We start from the raw sequence: 16,497 nt of genomic DNA, 5'->3' as shown, positions 1-16,497 counted from the left end.
GATGACCGATTGGCGCAGTTTTCCCTCGCTGACCGCGCTGCGGGCCTTTGCGGCCACGGCGGAACTGCGGAACTTCAGCCAGGCGGCACGGGTGCTGAACGTCACTCATGCCGCCGTGGCCCAGCAAGTCCGCGCGCTGGAGGAACAGCTTGGCCGCCCGCTGGTGCAGCGCGAGGGGCGCGGGGTGAGCCTGACCGCGGATGGCGAACAGCTGGCGCAGGCGCTGGGAGAAGGCTTCGGCGCAATCCAGCGCGGGCTCGAGGCGCTGCGCGCGGGCGAGGCTGACCGTCCGGTGCGCGTGACGCTTACAGCAAGCTTCGCGGCGCAATGGCTGATGCCGCGGCTCAAGGATTTCTGGCGGAAACATCCCGACATCGGCCTGTCGCTGCATCCCGACAGCAAGGTCGTTGACCTGCACCGCGAGCGGATGGACCTGGGGATCCGCTATGGCAACGGCGACTGGCCGGGGGTCGAGGCGACCTACCTCACCTCGGCCCGGCTGGTGATCGCCGGCGCGCCGTCGCTGATCGGGGACCACCCGCCGACGGTTGCGGAGATGGCGGAGATGGACTGGATCCTGTCGCGCAACTGGGCGGAACAGGACGCCTATCTTCGGCAATTGGGATTGGAGCCTGCAACTTTAAGCAGCACGGACATCAGCAACGAGGAACTGGCGCTGGCGGCGGCGCGTCAGGGATTGGGGCTGGTTGTGGAAAGCGTCGCGCTGATCGAATCCGACGTGGCCGAGGGCCGATTGCGCATCGTTCACGAAAGCCGGGAAAAATTGCCGGCCTATTTCGTCGTCACCTTGCCCGGGCCAAAGCGCGCTGCGGCCCGGGCGTTTCTCAGATGGCTGAACGCCCAGGCGTGACGGTCAAACCGCCAGATCCTCAGGCTTCTTGCCCTTTGCCAGAGCTTCCGAGAACCAGCGCGGCTTGCGTCCGCGACCAGACCAGGTGTCCGATTTGTCGGCCGGATTGGCATATTTCGCGACCGACGGCGAACGCTTGCGGCCGGCCGTGACCCCCGTCAGTTCGGCCAGCGAAAAGCCCAGCGCTTTCGCCTTTTCCTCAAGCTCGGCCAAGGCATCACGCTTGCGGCGATCCTCGTATCCCGAAATCGCTTTTGCTACCTGCGATTGCAGATCCTTCAGCTCTTTCAAGGAAAGACTATTCAGGTCGATGTTCAATGTCTGATCCCCTCAGATAAAGACGGGGTATCAATAGGCCCGAAAGTCCAATTGTGCAACAATCGAGATTACTTCGGGCTTCTTTTTGCGAGGATCCGCTGCAATGTCCTGCGGTGCATCGAAAGACGGCGCGCCGTTTCAGAAACATTCCGATCGCACATTTCATAGACGCGCTGGATATGCTCCCAACGCACCCGGTCGGCCGACATCGGATTTTCGGGCGGTTCCGGCAGATTGCCGCCCCGCGCCAGAAGCGCATTGGTGACGTCATTGGCATCGGCGGGCTTCGACAGGTAATCGATTGCCCCGATCTTTACCGCCGCCACCGCCGTCGCGATTGCGCCATATCCGGTCAGCACCACAATCCGGCACGAGGGCCGCTTTTCGCGGAGCGTCTCGATCACCTCGAGCCCGTTGCCATCCTCAAGCCGCAGGTCGACCACGGCATAGGCCGGCGGCCGCGCGACCGCCTTTGCGCGCCCTTCGGCCACGCTTTGCGCAGTTTCGGTCAGAAAACCCCGCTTCTCCATCGCCTTGGCCAGCCGCTTCACGAAGGGCTCGTCATCGTCGACCAAAAGCAGCGTCGGATCGGGTCCTAGGTCGATGGGGTCTTCCGTCATGCTATGTCCTGCTTCAGCCTTACGAGGCAGCTTTGCTTGCCTGAACGAAACAAGCAACGCTTTCCGCCAACTTCTCAGAGGTAATGTCGCGGCGGAAGAAATCCACAAAGCCTTCGCCCGGAAGCATCAGGTAGGTGAAGGTCATGTGGTCCATCAGATAATATTCGTCGCCAGTCTCACGCTTGGTGTAGACGGTCTTGTAGGCCTGTGCGGCCGCCTTCACCTGGTCGGCCGAGCCGGTCAGCGCGACCACCTTGGGATGCATGTTCGAGGCGTAGTCGGCCAAGGCGTCGGGCGTGTCACGCTCGGGGTCGATCGAGATGAACACCGGGGTCACGTCCATGCCGCGTTCGTCCAGAAGATCCACCGCCTCGACGTTGCGCAGCATGTCCAGCGGGCAGACATCGGGACAAAAGGTATAGCCGAAATAGACGAGGCTGGGCTTCTGCAGCACCTCCTTGTCGGTGACGGTCTGGCCGGCGGTATTGACCAGAGTGAAGGGCCCGCCGATGTCACCCCCCGCGACACCCTGGCGGCATTCGGCAAACTGATCCCCGCCGCGCTGCATCTGGATGTAGAGGAAGGACCCGCCCAAAAGGCCAACAACCGCGGCGGCGGCGACTCCGGCGTAGAACTTGGACATGGCTGTGCTCCTTCGGCTGACGGGTCGCATTGATCTACCAAGTGCGCGCCCTTAACAATGGCAAACCCCAGGACAGGACAACCGGTCACAGATGGCCACGGCTCTTCCCGGCTTCCCGCTCGCCGACGACGGCGCCAACATGGTCCGCCAGCGGACGCTGATCCTGTTGCGCTGGATGGCGATTGCCGGGCAGATCGCGGCGATCCTGGTTGCCAGCCAGGTCTACGGGCTGCAGCTGCCGCTTGGGCTTTGCGCGCTGGCCGTGGGCCTGTCGGTGATCGCCAACCTGGCGCTGGTGATGCTTTTCCCCGAGACGCGCCGCCTGACCGAGACCGAGGCCTTCTTCACGCTTCTGTTCGACCTGGGCCAGCTGGCTTTCCTGATTTTCCTGACCGGTGGCTTGACCAATCCTTTCGCGATCCTGGTGCTGGCGCCGGTCACCATCTCGGCCAGCGTGCTCCGGCTGCGCTCGACCCTGGCCCTGGGGGCGCTGGCGATCCTCATCGTCTCCGCGGCGCTGGTCTGGTACCTGCCCTTGCGCTTTGCGGACGGCAGCGCGCTGGTCATTCCGGGGATCTTCGCCTTCGGCTTCTGGCTGTCGATCGTCATCGGCATCCTGTTCCTCGGCCTTTATTCGCGCCGGGTCGCGACCGAGATGCGGTCGATGTCCGAGGCGCTTCTGGCCACGCAGATGGCCCTTGCGCGGGAACAGAAGCTGACCGACCTGGCCGGGGTCGTCGCCGCCGCGGCGCATGAGCTGGGCACGCCGCTGGCGACGATCAAGCTGGTCAGCGCCGAGCTGATCGAAGAGCTGGACGACCAGCCCGACCTGCAGGAGGACGCCCGTCTGATCCGCGACCAGGCCGACCGCTGCCGCGACATCCTGCGCGACATGGGCCGGGCAGGTAAAGACGACCTGCACCTGCGGCAGGCCCCCTTGTCCGCCGTCCTGCGCGAGGCGGCAGAGCCGCATCTCGCCCGCGGGAAGCAGGTCGAGTTCGCGGTCACCCCGTCCCAGGACGGCGATACCGAACAGCCCACCATCCTGCGGCGGCCCGAGGTGATCCACGGGCTGCGGAACCTGGTGCAGAATGCCGTGGACTTCGCCCGGTCGCATGTATGGATCGAGGGCGAATGGACGGCGCGACGGATCATCGTGCGGATCACCGACGACGGCGACGGTTTTCCACCCGGCCTGATCGGCCGCATCGGCGACCCCTTCGTCCGCGCCCGCCGCAGCGATCCAGACCTTGAGAAGCGACCGGGATACGAGGGGATGGGGCTGGGTCTCTTCATCGCGAAGACGCTTCTGGAGCGGTCGGGCGCGGAACTGTCCTTCGCCAATGCGACCGACCCCTTCCTTGCGCCGAAGGAACGTCCCGACCGCTCGGGCGCGGTGGTCGAGGCGGTCTGGGATCTGGCCGACCTTGCTGCCCTGCCAAGCCAGGGCGGGCTGGGCAAGAACGAGCGCATCGAAGGCTGAGGCGAAGTTAACGGGCAATTAACCGATTGCCACGAAGCTCTCCCCGACGGGTGAAACTCCGGGGGTCAGTATGGCAGTCGAATGGTCGTTTGCGTTGGGGCTGGTGCTAAGCGCCTTTCTGGCCGCGATGGCAGGGCTTCTGTTTCTGGCCGCATGGCACTCCCGCCGCCCGGCCGAGACCCCCAGCATCTTCGAGCAGTCCCCGTCGCGCGTGGCCTTCCTGTTCGACAAGGAGCGGCTGGTGGATGCCTCGCCGGCTGCCCGCGCCCTGCTTCCCGAGGGCGAGGACACCCGTGCCTGGTCCCGGTTCGTCACCCGGTTCAACCCGGATTTTCCCAATCTTTCCGAACAGTTGAGCGCGCTGCCCCGCATCGGGCTGCTGCGCCTGTCGTCGCGGCCGGGCGTATCCCCCGCGCTGATCCTGACGGCCGAGAGCGTGTCGGGACTGACCCGGGTGACGGTGGTCAGCGGGCAGGAGGAAAGTGCCGACCGCGGCGACGTGGCGACGGCCGCGGCGCTTCAGCAAGAGGTGATGTCGCAGCGCGCCGTCCTGTCCCGGGCTCCGGTCCTGATGTGGAAGGAGGACACGGAGGGCGCGGTCATCTGGGCGAATCATGCCTACCTGATCCGCGCGGTCGAACTTCTGCCCGAGGGCGAGGATCTGTCCTGGCCCCTGCCCAAGCTGTTCGAGCCGGACTCCGGCAAGGGCCGGTCGCCGCGCCTGAAGCTGCAGATGCCGAGCGGCGCCGAATGGTACGACCTCGTGCGGATGCCATCGGGCCAGGAGACGCTGTGCTACGCGCTGGCGGCGGACAAGGCGGTGCAGGCCGAGACCGCGCTGCGCGAGTTCATGCAGACGCTGACAAAGACCTTTGCCGACCTGCCTATTGGCCTGGCGATCTTCGACCGGTCGCGTTGCCTGCAGATGTTCAACCCCGCGCTGATCGACCTGAAGACGCTGGCGCCCGAGCAGCTGATCTCGCGGCCGACCCTGAACGCCTTCCTGGATGCGATGCGCGCCAAGGCGATGATTCCCGAACCGCGCGACTACCGCAGCTGGCGCAAGCAGCTTGCCCGGCTGGAGGAGGAGGCGACCATGGGGATATTCGAAGAAACCTGGAGCCTGCCGGGCGGCCAGACCTACCGGGTGATCGGCCGCCCGCATCCGAACGGCGCGCTCGCCTTCATGTTCGAGGACATCTCGAACGAAATGTCCCGCACCCGTCGCTACCGGGCCGATGTGGAGCTGGGCCAGGCGGTGATCGACGCGGTCGAGGATGCCGTGGCGGTCTTCTCGCAGGGCGGACAGCTCGTCATGTCGAACCACGCCTATGCTCAGCTTTGGCAGCATGACCCCCAGGTCCTTCTGTCCGAAGCGAGCGTTTCGACCCTTTGCGCCTGGTGGCGTGAGCATGCGGCTCCGACGCTGCTTTGGGATGACGCGGTCGATTACGTCACCAGTTCCGGCGACCGCACCCCGTGGGAGGGCGAGGTGCGGCTGCTGGACGGCCGGCTCGTGACCTGCCGGTTCCGTCCACTGACGGGCGGCGCGACGCTGATCACGTTCCGCCTCCAGGCCTCGGTCTCGTTCACCTCCGTCCGCGACACCGCCGCGCCCGCGCTCCTGTCGGCCTGAGACTTGCGGCGGCAGGACGCGCCGCTACAGTCGCGCCATGACAGCGACCGCAACCCTGCATCTTCCCGACGCCGAAGCGACCGAGGCGCTTGGCCGCCGCCTTGCCGCTCTGGCCCGGCCCGGCGACGTCATCCTGCTGGACGGCCCCATCGGCGCGGGGAAAAGCTGCCTTGCCCGTGCCTTCATCCGCGCCCGCCTGGGCCGCGAGGAGGAGGTCCCCTCGCCTACCTTCACGCTTGTCCAAGTCTACGAGCACAAGGCGGGCGAGATCTGGCACGCCGACCTTTACCGCCTGACCCATCCCGACGAGGTCTGGGAACTGGGTCTCGACGATGCCTTCACCTCGGCGATCTGCCTGGTGGAATGGCCCGACCGGCTGGGCCCGCATGTGCCCCCCGACGCGCTGCGCGTCGCGCTTCAGGCCGATGGTGAGGGTCGGCGCGCCCAGCTGTCCGGCGGCCGGACGGGACTTGTCGACGCGGTGCGGAATGGCTGACCGCGCGGTCGAGATCCTGTCCTTCCTCACCGCCGCCGGCTGGGGCACGGCCGAGCGCCGCCACCTCGCGGGCGACGCCTCGGACCGGCGCTACGAACGCTTGCGGCTCGGGGCGGCGACTGCCGTCCTGATGGACAACCCGCCGGGCGGCGCCGACGATCCGGCGGCCTTTTCGGCGATTGCCCGTCATCTGCGCGGTCTGGACCTGTCTCCGCCAGCCATCCTGGCCGAGGACCTGTCGCGCGGGCTCCTTCTGCTCGAGGACCTGGGCGACGACCTCTTCGCCGGCCTGCTGGCCGCCGATCCCGCGCGGGAAGCGGAACTTTACGCCCCCGCCGTCGATGTCCTTCTGCACCTGCAACAAGCGGCCCCGCCCCCAGGGCTGCCGAACCTTTCGGCCCGGGACTGGGCCGAGGCGGCAGGTTTCGCGCTGGACTGGTACGCCTTTGCAGCCACCGGCCTGAAACCCGATCCCACCCGTTTCCTCGACACCGTGACCGCTGCGATGAGGGCCCATGCCGACGGCCCGCGCGTGCTGATCCTGCGCGACTTTCATGCCGAGAATCTGCTCTGGCTGCCGGGGCGCGCGGGGCTGAAGCGCGTGGGCCTCCTCGATTTCCAGCTTGGGCAGTTGGGCCAGCCGGGCTATGACCTCGTTTCGCTGCTGCAGGACGCGCGCCGGGACGTGTCGCTGGACACCGAAGCCACGATGGTCGCCCGCTTTGCCACGGCAGCAGGGGCCGACCCCGCGCGCTTCGCCACCCATTACGCCACGCTCGGCGCTCAGCGGGCCCTGCGCATCCTGGGCATCTTCGCCCGGCTCTGCCTTGTCTCTGGCAAACCGCAATACCTGCGCCTGATCCCCCGCGTCTGGAGCCAGCTGCAGCGCAATCTCGCCCACCCGGCGCTTGCCGAACTGCGGGCGATCTGCGAATCCCTGCTTCCTCCGCCCACCCCCGAGATCCTGCAGGCGATCGAACAGAAATGCCCGGCTTCCCCTTCCCGCTGATGATCTTCGCCGCCGGGTTCGGCACCCGGATGCGCGAGCTGACCAAGGACCGGCCGAAGCCGCTGATCCCAGTCGCGGGCCGGCCGCTGATCGACCACGCGCTTGAGGTCGGCATACAGGCAGGCGTGCAGCGGACGGTGGTCAACACCCATTACAAGGCCGAGCAGATCGAGGCCCACCTGGCGCCGCTCGGCGTGACGATCAGCCATGAGCGGGAACAGATCCTGGACACCGGCGGGGGCCTCAAGGCCGCCTTGCCGCTCTTGGGTGACGGCCCCGTGGCGATCCTGAACAGCGATGGCATCTGGACCGGAGCGAATCCGCTGACCCAGCTTTCAGCAGCCTGGGACCCGGACCGGATGGAGGCGCTGCTCCTCCTCCTGCCGCTTGCCAGAACCCGTGCCCACGGACCGAAGGGCGACTTCCGCCTTGGCGCGGACGGGCGGATAAGCCGGGGCGAAGGCGGTGAGGACCACGTCTACATCGGCGCGCAGATCCTGACGACCGGGCGGATCGCCGCCACGCCCGAGGCCGTCTTCGGCCTGAACCGGACCTGGACCGAGATGATCGCCGCAGGCACGGCGTTCGGGCTGGTGCATGACGGAGAGTGGTGCGACGTCGGCCACCCGGAGGGGATTGCCGAGGCCGAGCGGCTCATCCAATCTGCCCGGCATGGCTGACACCCCGCACCTGTTCGCGCTGCCTCCCGGCGTGGATTTCCCCGCCGAACTGGTGGCGGGCCTGATGGACCGGATGGCGGGCGAGCCGCCAGAGGCGCTGGCCCGGGTCACGCTGATCCTCAACACCCAGCGGATGCGGCGGAGGGTGGTGGAGTGCCTTCAGGCCCGGCGGGCGCTTCTCCTGCCTCGCATCCTTCTGGTCACCGAGGTCGCGGCCTTGGCCGACCTGACCCTGCCGCGCCCGATCTCGCCCTTGCGCCGCCGTCTGCAATTGTCCGTGCTGCTGGACAAGCTCTTGACGACGGGCACCACCCATTTCCCGCGCACCGCGCTTTATGATCTGTCGGACAGCCTTGCCGCGTTGATGGAGGAGATGCAGGGCGAAGGCGTCTCTCCAGAGCGGATCGCCGGGCTGGACGTCGCCAATCACTCGGCCCACTGGGCGCGGATGCAGGCGTTCCTGGGGATCGTCTCCGAGGTCATGGCGGGCGAGGCCGAGGATGCCGAGGCGGTCCTGCGCCGGGCCGTGGCCGCCCTGGCAGAGGGCTGGTCGGCCAGGCCGCTCCGGCATCCGGTGATCCTTGCGGGCTCGACCGGGTCGCGCGGGACGACGGCGCTGCTCATGCAGACGCTGGTGCGACAGCCGCAGGGGGCGGTGGTGCTGCCCGGATTTGACTTCGACCTGCCGGCCGCGGTCTGGGACAGCATGGACGACGCCCTGACCGCCGAAGATCATCCGCAGTTCCGCTACCGCAAGCTGATGGACCATCTCGGCTGTGACCGGGATGCAGTTCGCCCCTGGACCACGGCGCAACCCTCGGCACCCGACCGCCAACGGCTGATTTCGCTGTCCCTGCGCCCTGCCCCGATCACCGATCAATGGCTGGCCGAGGGGCCGAAGCTGCCCGACCTGATCCCGGCGACCCATGGCCTGACCTTGCTGGAAGCGCCCAGCGAGCGGCTCGAGGCCCTGGCCATCGCCCTGATCCTGCGGGAGGCGGCCGAGACGGGAACCCGGGCCGCGCTGGTCACCCCGGACCGGAACCTGACCCGCCGGGTCACGGCCGCGCTGGACCGCTGGGGCATCCGTCCCGACGACTCCGCCGGTCGTCCGCTGGCACTTTCCGCGCCCGGACGCCTGATGCGGCAGGTCGCGGCGCTGTTCGGCCAGAAGCTGACCGGGGATGCGCTGCTGGCGCTTCTGAAACATCCCCTGGCCTTCTCCGGTCCCGGTCGCGGCCTGCACCTGATCCTGACCCGCGAATTCGAGTTGCACCTGCGCCGCAATGGTCCGGCTTTCCCGACGGCAGAGAGCCTGCGCGACTGGGCCGATGGCCAGAAGCTTGACCGTGCGGCAGAGTGGGCCGGGATCGTTGCCGAAACGCTCTGCGGGCACGAGACGATGGGCAGGATGCCCCTGACCGACTTCGTCGCCCGGCATCTTTCGCTGACCGAAAGGCTGGCGCGGGGCTTTGCCGAAACCGGCGCGGGCGGGCTTTGGGACAAGGCTGCGGGGGAAGAGGCCGCGAAGGCCGTCGCCGAACTGCAAGCCGAAGCCGATGCAGCGGGCGAGATGTCGCCTCTGGATTATGTGGGCGTCTTCCAGGGCGTGCTCCAGCGCCACGAGGTGCGCGAGACGGAAAGCGTACATCCCGGCATCATGATCTGGGGGACGCTGGAAGCGCGGGTGCAGGGGGCCGACCTGGTGATCCTGGACGGGCTTAACGACGGCACCTGGCCGGCCCAGCCCGCCCCCGACCCCTGGCTCAACCGCGCGATGCGGAAGGAGGCGGGGCTTTTGCTGCCCGAGCGCCAGATCGGCCTGTCGGCGCATGACTACCAGCAGGCGGTGGCGGCAGAAAGGGTCGTCCTGTCGCGCTCGAAGCGCGGGGCCGAGGCCGAGACCGTGCCCTCGCGCTGGCTGAACCGGCTGGTGAACCTGATGGCCGGCTTGCCCGACAGGAACGGGCCCAAGGCGCTGGACCTGATGCGCGGACGCGGCGACCACTGGCTGGGACTGGCCACGGCCTTCGACCAGGCCCCGGAGGTTCCTGCCGCGAAACGCCCCTCTCCCCGCCCGCCGGTCGAGGCCCGCCCGAAGCGCCTGTCGGTCACCGAGATCAAGACGCTGATCCGCGATCCTTACGCAATCTATGCGCGCCACGTCCTGAAGCTCAAGCCGCTGGACCCGCTGCGGCCGGAACCCGATCCCCGCCTGCGGGGCGTGGTCCTGCACGAGATCCTGGAGGTCTATCTGCGCCGCGGTGGCGGGGGACGCGAGGTCCTCATGTCCATTGCCGAGGCGGTCATCGCCGAAAGGGTTGCCTGGCCCCTGGCCCGGACCATCTGGCTTTCGCGCATCGCGAAGGCGGCGGATGCCTTCCTGGCCTTCACCGGGACGACCGGCGGTGCCCCGGTCCTGCTGGAAGAGAAGGGCGCCGTCCAACTTCCGGGACTGGACTTCACGCTGACCGGAAAGCCCGACCGGATCGACCGACTTCAGGACGGCCGGCTGCTGCTGATTGACTACAAGACCGGGGATCCGCCGACGCCGAAGCAGCAACAGCACTTCGACAAGCAGCTTCTTCTTCTGGCTGCAATGGCCGAGCAAGGCGCCTTCAAAGGATTGGACGCAGAGGAGGTGGCGCGGGTGGTCTATGTCGGCCTAAAGGCGCAGCTCAAGACCCAGGAGGTGGGGCTGGAGCCGGGGCAGGTCGCAACCATCTGGGACGAGTTCACCCGCCTGATCGCATCCTACGCGCGCCCCGGCCAAGGCTACACCGCCCGCCGCGCGCTGGAAAAAGCCGGCGACCCCGGAGACTACGACCACCTGGCCCGCTTCGGTGAATGGGACATGACCGACGACGCCGCGCCCGAGGTGCTGGCATGACCGAAGCCTCCCGCCGCCAGATCGAGGCCGCAGATCCTGCCCGGAACACCTGGCTCTCGGCCAATGCCGGGTCAGGCAAGACGCGCGTCCTGACCGACCGGGTGGCGCGGCTTCTGCTGTCCGGGGTCGAGCCGCAGCATATCCTGTGCCTGACCTACACCAAGGCCGCAGCCTCCGAGATGCAGAACCGGCTGTTCCGGCGGCTGGGAGAATGGGCGATGAAGCCCGATGCCGATCTGCGCCTGGCCCTGGCCGACCTGGGCGAGACGGACCTGTCCGCGAACCGCCTCCGACGCGCCCGCCAGCTTTTCGCGCGCGCCATCGAGACACCCGGCGGCCTTCGCATCCAGACGATCCACAGCTTCTGCGGCAGCCTTTTGCGCCGCTTCCCGCTGGAGGCCGGGGTGCCCCCTGGTTTCGCCGAGATGGACGACCGGGCAGCCCGCCACATGCGCGCCGAGATCGTCGAGGAACTGGCCGACGGCCCTCATGCGGCGGTTGTCCGCCGTCTGACCGAAGTCCAGAACGGCGAGGATTTCGGCGGCCTCGTCGAACAGATCGCCAGCCACCGCGCGGGGTTCGAGAAGGCCCTGACCGCCGAGGAGATCTGGCCGCTGTTCGGCCTGCCCCCCGGCTTCACGCTGGGCGATGTGCTTGCCGACGTCTTCTTCGGGGACGAGGCGGTCTGGATGTCCGGTGTCCTCGACATCATCGCCAACGGCTCGAAGACGGACGCCAAGGCGGCCGAGACCTTGCGGTCACTGGACCTGCGCGCGCCGACCTCGCAGACGCTGATCGCGCTGGAGGACTGCCTGCTGAACAAGGGCGGCAGCAGCGACCCGTCGAAGCATTACGCGGCGAAAATCGGCAGCTTTCCCACGAAGCCCATGCAGCCTCTGCTGGGCGACCTGATCGACCCGCTGAACAACCTCATGGCCCGGGTCGAGGCCGCGCGGGCCAAGCGTGTGGCCCTTGCCGCCGCCGAAAAGACCCTCGCGCTGCACGACTTCGCCGCCCGCTTCCTTCCGGACTACGCCGCCCGCAAGGCTGCGCGCGGGCTGCTGGATTTCGACGACCTGATCTCTCGCGCGAAGGCGCTGCTCAAGGACCCGGCGCTGGCGGCCTGGGTGCTGTATCGCCTGGACGGAGGGCTGGATCACATCCTGGTAGACGAGGCGCAGGATACCAGTCCCGAACAGTGGGAGCTGATCGAAGCTCTGGCCGAAGAGCTGATCGCCGGGGAAGGCGCCAGCGCTCGGCCGCGCAGCCTGTTCGTGGTGGGTGACAAGAAGCAGTCGATCTATTCCTTCCAGGGTGCGGATGTCGCCGCCTTTGACCGGATGCGCAATCACTTCGCGACGCGGCTGGCGGGCGGGCCTGGGCTTCAGGACAGCGCTCTGGAACATTCCTTCCGCTCTTCGCCTGCGATCCTGTCGGTCGTGGACCACACCTTCACCCCGGCCCAGCATCAGGCACTTGGCGGCGGATCGCATCACCTGGCCTTCAACGACCGGCTTCCGGGCCGGGTCGACATCTGGCCGGTGATCGCGAAGGAAGAGAAACCCGAGCCTGGCCCCTGGTTCGAACCGCTGGACATTCCCCACCCCGAGGACCCGGACGTCGTCCTTGCCGGGGACATCGCCGACTGGATCAAGGCGCGCGTGACCGGCGGCGAGCAGATCCCGACACCCAAGGGTCCGCGCCCGATCCAGTTCGGGGACTTCCTGATCCTGGTGCAGCGCCGGTCGAACCTGTTCCACGAGATCATCCGGGCCTGCAAGGCGCGCGAGCTGCCGATCGCGGGGGCCGACCGGCTGAAGCTGGGCGGCGAGCTGGCGGTGAAGGACCTGACCGCCCTCCTGGCCTTCCTTGACACGCCAGAGGATGACCTGTCGCTGGCGGCTGTCCTGCGCTCGCCCCTGTGTGGCTGGTCGGAGGCCGAGCTTTTCCGCCTGGCCCATCCCCGCAAGGGCTATCTCTGGGAGGCGCTGCGCGATCATCCGGGGCACCAGGCGACACGAGACTTCCTTGACGACATGCGCGGGCAGGCGGATTTCCTGCGGCCATACGACCTCATCGAACGCGTCCTCCACCGTCACGACGGCCGCCGCAAGCTGATCGGTCGGCTGGGACCCGAGGCCGAGGACGGGATCGACGAGCTTCTGGGCCAGGCCCTGTCCTATGAAAGCTCCGAAGTTCCCAGCCTGACAGGCTTCCTCACCTGGATGGAGACGGACGAGGTCGAGGTGAAGCGCCAGCTGGACGGCGAGGGCCATCGCATCCGCGTGATGACGGTCCATGGCGCCAAGGGGCTGGAGGCCGAGATCGTGATCCTGCCCGACACCTGCGACCGCAACCCGCAGGAGCGGGATCAGATCTACCGCATCCCCGAAGGGCCTCCGGTCTGGAAGGTCGCCAAGGAGGAAAGCCCGCCCATGATCGCCGGGGAACGCGCTGCCCGGCAGGCTCGGGACGCGGCGGAACGGTTGCGGCTTCTGTACGTCGCGATGACCCGGGCGCGGTCCTGGCTGGTGGTGGCTGGCGCCGGCAAGACCGAGAAGGAGGAGTGCTGGCACAACCTGATCCGCGCGGGGGTCGAGGCCGCCGGGGCGGAAACCATCGACGGAGGCATCCTGCGCCACCAGTTCGGCGACTGGCCTTCGCGCGTCCCCCGCCTGGTGACGGACGTGACGAGCGTCGCCCTGCCGGACTGGTCCGCCCAACCCGCGCCCGAGGTCATCCGCCCGCCGCAGGTGCTGTCGCCTTCGGACCTGGGCGGGGCCAAGACGCTGCCAGGCGAGGTCGACGTGGACGCGCTGGCGCGCGGGACGGCCCTGCATCTGCTGCTGGAACGCCTGCCCGGCCGCGCCCCGGCTGACTGGCCCGCCCTCGCCGCGTCGCTTCTGGACGAAGGCCTGCGCGATCCGGTCCTGGCCGAGGCGCAAAGGGTGCTGGGTCACCCCGACCTTGCATGGCTCTTCGGACCGGACAGCCTGTCCGAGGTCGCCGTCACCGCGCCCTTGGGCAGCCGGATCCTCGCGGGCAGCATCGACCGGCTGGTGATCGCCCCCGACCGCATCCTGATCATCGACTACAAGTCGAACGTCCTGGTTCCGGACCGGGCCGAGCAGATCCCCGAGGGCATCCTGCGCCAGCTGGGTGCCTATGCGCACATGCTGGCCGCAATCTACCCGGACCGCCGGATCGAGACGGCCATCCTCTGGACGCGCGTCCCCAGCCTCATGCCCGTCGATCCCGACATCGTGAGGGCCGCCCTGTCCCGTGCCACGATAGCTTGACGTTCCCGGTCCGGCTTCTTACGTTCCTAACCCGACAAATCCCGTAGGAGAACGATCATGGGCGCTGCCACTGTCGCAGTCACCGATGCCACCTTCGATGCCGAAGTCCGCAAGTCGCCGATTCCGGTCGTCGTGGACTTTTGGGCCGAATGGTGCGGCCCCTGCCGCCAGATCGGACCGGCTCTGGAAGAGCTGGCCTCGCAATACGCCGGCCAGGTCAAGATCGTGAAGGTCAACGTGGACGAGAACCCCGACAGCCCCGCCACGCTTGGCGTGCGCGGAATCCCGGCTCTGTTCATGTTCAAAGACGGCCAGGTCGTGTCGAACAAGGTCGGCGCCGCCCCCAAGGCCGCGCTGGAGAACTGGATCAAGTCGGCGATCTGATCCGACCAAACGGCATTCATTGCGCCCGGCCCCGCAAGGGACCGGGCGTTTTCATTACCAGTTGCCCGCCCGGGCCACCGCCTCGTGCAACATTGCATCCGAGGCGTCCTGGTCGAGGGGCGCACCCAGTGCGGCCTCGACATCCTCCGGCGTCAGACCGATGTCGCGCAGCATGGCTTCCGAAAGTCCACCGACCGAGATCTTCATCTGCCGCCGCCGGGTGAACACCCCCAACAGAAGCGTAGCGTTGATCACCGGCGCCATGATCCAGGTCGGGATCTGGTTCGTTCCTGCCCTTTGCATCCCGTGTCTCCTTGCAGGTGCTTCGATGTGGACAGTGTCCCCGCAGAAGCCCGGTGGCGGCCAGTGCAGGGTCCGAAGACATGCGCTACGGTTTTCGAACTAGGCCGACCAGCCTTCGTGCCTTTATGCTCGCGCACGAGGAGGAGATGCCATGCCATCGAAGCCCTATGGAATGATCTGCGCCCTGTCGAAGGCCTGCGAGATCATCGAGCCGCGCTGGACGCTGCTGATCCTGAACGAGATCTGGTCCGGTTATACCCGCTTCAACGACATCCGCCGCACGGTGGGCAACATCTCTCCCGGCATCTTGTCCAAGCGGCTGGCCGACCTCGAGAAAGCCGGTCTCATCGAGCGGATCGAAGACCGCGCAAAGGGCACGGTCGACTATGTCCGGACGCCGGCGGGAGCAGCGCTTGAGCCCGCGATGGATGCCCTTGCAATCTGGGCGCAGCGGCACATCGATGCCGAGGTGGCCCTTTCGGACGGCGATGTGTCCAGCATGATGGATTACTTCTGCCGGACGGTGCAGACCGCCGGGTTCCCAAGCCGCCGCGTGGTGATCCGCCTGAATTTTGCGGACGAGACCGGACCCTACCCGACTTGGTGGCTTGTTGCCGAACCCGGGGCAAGGCCCGAAGTCTGCGTGGAAATTCCGGCGGTCGACGTCGATCTTTACATCGAGACGACCAAGCTCTCCTGGAACGCGATCTACTACGGGCGCTCCAGCATTGCGCGGGAAACCGAGGCGGGCCGGCTATATCTGTCCGGAGACGCAGTGCTGATCCGGACGATGGAACGTTGGCTGCCCCGGTCCACCTATGCCGCCGTGGACGGCGTCCGTCAGCTTCCGGCAGCGGAGTAACCAAGGTCGCGTCCTTCCCCGCGAAGGTCGGACGCAGAGCGGCGGCGCGGCCCCGGATGGGCAGACTGCGCCCGAAACATGACCATCCGGCGCTCCCCGCTTCTCTTTGTAACACTCGCCGCCGCTCTGGTCATCTGCTGGAGCTCGGGCTTCGTCGGCATCCGCTTCAGCACCGAAACCGCCTCGGTCCCCCAGATCCTGTTCGGCCGCAGCATCCTGTCGGGCCTGATCCTTCTGCCGGTCGCACTCCTCACCGGGCCGCGGATCACCGGCCGCGCCGTCCTGGAGCAGGGGATCTACGCCTTCCTTGGCATGTTCTGCTATCTTGGCGGCTTCGCCCTTGCGATCGGAGAGGGCGTGCCCACGGGCCTGGTCGCGCTGATGGCGGACCTCGTGCCGCTGGGAATTGCCGTCCTGTCCGCACCGATCCTGCGCCAGCCGCTGACGCCGCGGCAATGGCTGGGCACCGCCGTGGCGCTGGCGGGGGTGCTTCTCGTTTCGACCAATGCGCTTGCCCTTGGCGCGGCACCGGCGCTGGCCTATGCGCTGCCGATCCTGGGGATGCTGGCCTTCGCGCTGTCGACCGTCGCGCAGGAACGCCGTGCCGTCCTGCCGCTGTCGATCCCCCAGCGTCTCTGCCTGCAATGCCTTTGGGCCGCCCTGATGTTCATGCCCTTTGCCCATGCCGGCGGCGGGCTGTTCCCGGCGCTGACCTCCGGTTACGTGCTGGGAATGGCCTGGCTCGTGGTCCTTGCCACCTATGGCGGCTGGCTGATCTACTATCTGTTCCTCCGGCTCTACCCGCCCGCGATGGTGTCGGCCACGGTCTACCTGTCCCCGCCGGTGACCCTGCTTTGGGCCTGGGTGCTGTTCGATGAGCCGCTGACCTGGGTCATGGGCCTTGGTCTTGGGGTCACGCTGGCCGGTGTTGCGCTGGTCTCTACGGGACGCACCGAACCAACCTCACCGGCCGAGTGATTGTCACGCGGCCCTGTCATGCTAG

Annotated in this window: 15 protein-coding genes; 11 read left to right on the top strand and 4 right to left on the bottom strand. The window is 67.5% G+C overall.

From position 1 onward, the window contains the following. Nucleotide 1: 1 nt before the first annotated feature. Complete coding sequence (locus ACE3Q6_RS08445) at nt 2-871, top strand: LysR family transcriptional regulator (RefSeq protein ID WP_374430924.1); 870 nt, start codon at nt 2-4, stop codon at nt 869-871. 3 nt (nt 872-874) lie between these two features. On the opposite strand, the gene ACE3Q6_RS08440 is transcribed toward ACE3Q6_RS08445, so the two are convergent. From ACE3Q6_RS08440 to ACE3Q6_RS08430, 3 genes are all read right to left on the bottom strand, one after another. Further along, entirely contained in the window at nt 875-1,189 is a 315-nt protein-coding gene (locus ACE3Q6_RS08440; protein ID WP_374430922.1) for an H-NS family nucleoid-associated regulatory protein, read from the bottom strand. Nucleotides 1,190-1,257: 68 nt separating this feature from the next. Beyond that, nucleotides 1,258-1,809, bottom strand: a complete 552-nt coding sequence (locus ACE3Q6_RS08435) for an ActR/PrrA/RegA family redox response regulator transcription factor (protein WP_374430920.1) — start codon at nt 1,807-1,809, stop codon at nt 1,258-1,260. 19 nt (nt 1,810-1,828) lie between these two features. Further along, nucleotides 1,829-2,452: an SCO family protein gene (locus tag ACE3Q6_RS08430; RefSeq protein ID WP_374430918.1), complete on the bottom strand. Its 624-nt coding sequence runs from the start codon at nt 2,450-2,452 to the stop codon at nt 1,829-1,831. A 91-nt stretch (nt 2,453-2,543) separates the two neighbouring features. Between ACE3Q6_RS08430 and regB the strand changes: the two genes are divergently transcribed. From regB to trxA, 8 genes are all read left to right on the top strand, one after another. Continuing rightward, complete coding sequence (regB, locus tag ACE3Q6_RS08425) at nt 2,544-3,935, top strand: sensor histidine kinase RegB (protein ID WP_374430915.1); 1,392 nt, start codon at nt 2,544-2,546, stop codon at nt 3,933-3,935. 70 nt (nt 3,936-4,005) lie between these two features. Next, the gene (locus tag ACE3Q6_RS08420; protein ID WP_374430913.1) at nt 4,006-5,571 is read left to right on the top strand and encodes a diguanylate cyclase; all 1,566 of its coding nucleotides are present in this window, start codon (nt 4,006-4,008) and stop codon (nt 5,569-5,571) included. A gap of 37 nt (nt 5,572-5,608) precedes the next feature. Continuing rightward, entirely contained in the window at nt 5,609-6,067 is a 459-nt protein-coding gene (gene tsaE / locus ACE3Q6_RS08415) for a tRNA (adenosine(37)-N6)-threonylcarbamoyltransferase complex ATPase subunit type 1 TsaE (RefSeq protein ID WP_374430911.1), read from the top strand. After that, nucleotides 6,060-7,076: an aminoglycoside phosphotransferase family protein gene (locus ACE3Q6_RS08410; protein WP_374430908.1), complete on the top strand. Its 1,017-nt coding sequence runs from the start codon at nt 6,060-6,062 to the stop codon at nt 7,074-7,076. Before tsaE ends, ACE3Q6_RS08410 begins: the two co-directional genes overlap by 8 nt. Next, a complete protein-coding gene (locus ACE3Q6_RS08405) occupies nt 7,052-7,756 on the top strand; it encodes a nucleotidyltransferase family protein (RefSeq protein ID WP_374430906.1) in 705 nt (234 codons plus the stop codon). The genes ACE3Q6_RS08410 and ACE3Q6_RS08405 overlap by 25 nt, the downstream gene beginning before the upstream one ends. Further along, nucleotides 7,749-10,646, top strand: a complete 2,898-nt coding sequence (gene addB, locus ACE3Q6_RS08400; RefSeq protein ID WP_374430903.1) for a double-strand break repair protein AddB — start codon at nt 7,749-7,751, stop codon at nt 10,644-10,646. Before ACE3Q6_RS08405 ends, addB begins: the two co-directional genes overlap by 8 nt. Further along, on the top strand, nt 10,643-13,945 hold the full coding sequence (gene addA / locus ACE3Q6_RS08395) for a double-strand break repair helicase AddA (protein WP_374430900.1): 3,303 nt from the start codon (nt 10,643-10,645) through the stop codon (nt 13,943-13,945). Before addB ends, addA begins: the two co-directional genes overlap by 4 nt. A gap of 57 nt (nt 13,946-14,002) precedes the next feature. Beyond that, nucleotides 14,003-14,329 carry a thioredoxin gene (gene trxA / locus ACE3Q6_RS08390; protein ID WP_374430898.1) on the top strand — a complete coding sequence of 109 codons (327 nt, stop codon included), beginning with the start codon at nt 14,003-14,005 and terminating at the stop codon, nt 14,327-14,329. 54 nt (nt 14,330-14,383) lie between these two features. Here trxA and ACE3Q6_RS08385 read toward each other — a convergent pair whose 3' ends face one another. Continuing rightward, the gene (locus tag ACE3Q6_RS08385; RefSeq protein ID WP_374430896.1) at nt 14,384-14,632 is read right to left on the bottom strand and encodes a DUF1127 domain-containing protein; all 249 of its coding nucleotides are present in this window, start codon (nt 14,630-14,632) and stop codon (nt 14,384-14,386) included. 151 nt (nt 14,633-14,783) lie between these two features. Here ACE3Q6_RS08385 and ACE3Q6_RS08380 point away from each other — a divergent pair, with 151 nt between their 5' ends. After that, on the top strand, nt 14,784-15,494 hold the full coding sequence (locus ACE3Q6_RS08380) for a winged helix-turn-helix transcriptional regulator (protein WP_374430890.1): 711 nt from the start codon (nt 14,784-14,786) through the stop codon (nt 15,492-15,494). A 78-nt stretch (nt 15,495-15,572) separates the two neighbouring features. Continuing rightward, nucleotides 15,573-16,472 carry a DMT family transporter gene (locus tag ACE3Q6_RS08375; protein ID WP_374430888.1) on the top strand — a complete coding sequence of 300 codons (900 nt, stop codon included), beginning with the start codon at nt 15,573-15,575 and terminating at the stop codon, nt 16,470-16,472. Nucleotides 16,473-16,497 lie beyond the last annotated feature (25 nt).

The sequence above is a fragment of the Tabrizicola sp. genome (assembly GCF_041913445.1).
Taxonomy (GTDB): Bacteria; Pseudomonadota; Alphaproteobacteria; order Rhodobacterales; family Rhodobacteraceae; genus Tabrizicola.
The sequence above is the reverse complement of the archived record's forward strand: the minus strand, read 5'-3'. Positions and strand labels throughout refer to the sequence as shown.

What these genes read in the sequence shown, in the direction of transcription:
- ACE3Q6_RS08445 (WP_374430924.1), top strand. Translation starts at nt 2, where the DNA reads ATGACCGATTGGCGCAGTTTTCCCTCGCTGACCGCGCTGCGGGCCTTT.
- ACE3Q6_RS08435 (WP_374430920.1), bottom strand. Translation starts at nt 1,809, where the DNA reads ATGACGGAAGACCCCATCGACCTAGGACCCGATCCGACGCTGCTTTTG.
- ACE3Q6_RS08430 (WP_374430918.1), bottom strand. Translation starts at nt 2,452, where the DNA reads ATGTCCAAGTTCTACGCCGGAGTCGCCGCCGCCGCGGTTGTTGGCCTT.
- regB (WP_374430915.1), top strand. Translation starts at nt 2,544, where the DNA reads ATGGCCACGGCTCTTCCCGGCTTCCCGCTCGCCGACGACGGCGCCAAC.
- ACE3Q6_RS08420 (WP_374430913.1), top strand. Translation starts at nt 4,006, where the DNA reads ATGGCAGTCGAATGGTCGTTTGCGTTGGGGCTGGTGCTAAGCGCCTTT.
- tsaE (WP_374430911.1), top strand. Translation starts at nt 5,609, where the DNA reads ATGACAGCGACCGCAACCCTGCATCTTCCCGACGCCGAAGCGACCGAG.
- ACE3Q6_RS08410 (WP_374430908.1), top strand. Translation starts at nt 6,060, where the DNA reads ATGGCTGACCGCGCGGTCGAGATCCTGTCCTTCCTCACCGCCGCCGGC.
- ACE3Q6_RS08405 (WP_374430906.1), top strand. Translation starts at nt 7,052, where the DNA reads ATGCCCGGCTTCCCCTTCCCGCTGATGATCTTCGCCGCCGGGTTCGGC.
- addB (WP_374430903.1), top strand. Translation starts at nt 7,749, where the DNA reads ATGGCTGACACCCCGCACCTGTTCGCGCTGCCTCCCGGCGTGGATTTC.
- addA (WP_374430900.1), top strand. Translation starts at nt 10,643, where the DNA reads ATGACCGAAGCCTCCCGCCGCCAGATCGAGGCCGCAGATCCTGCCCGG.
- trxA (WP_374430898.1), top strand. Translation starts at nt 14,003, where the DNA reads ATGGGCGCTGCCACTGTCGCAGTCACCGATGCCACCTTCGATGCCGAA.
- ACE3Q6_RS08385 (WP_374430896.1), bottom strand. Translation starts at nt 14,632, where the DNA reads ATGCAAAGGGCAGGAACGAACCAGATCCCGACCTGGATCATGGCGCCG.
- ACE3Q6_RS08380 (WP_374430890.1), top strand. Translation starts at nt 14,784, where the DNA reads ATGCCATCGAAGCCCTATGGAATGATCTGCGCCCTGTCGAAGGCCTGC.
- ACE3Q6_RS08375 (WP_374430888.1), top strand. Translation starts at nt 15,573, where the DNA reads ATGACCATCCGGCGCTCCCCGCTTCTCTTTGTAACACTCGCCGCCGCT.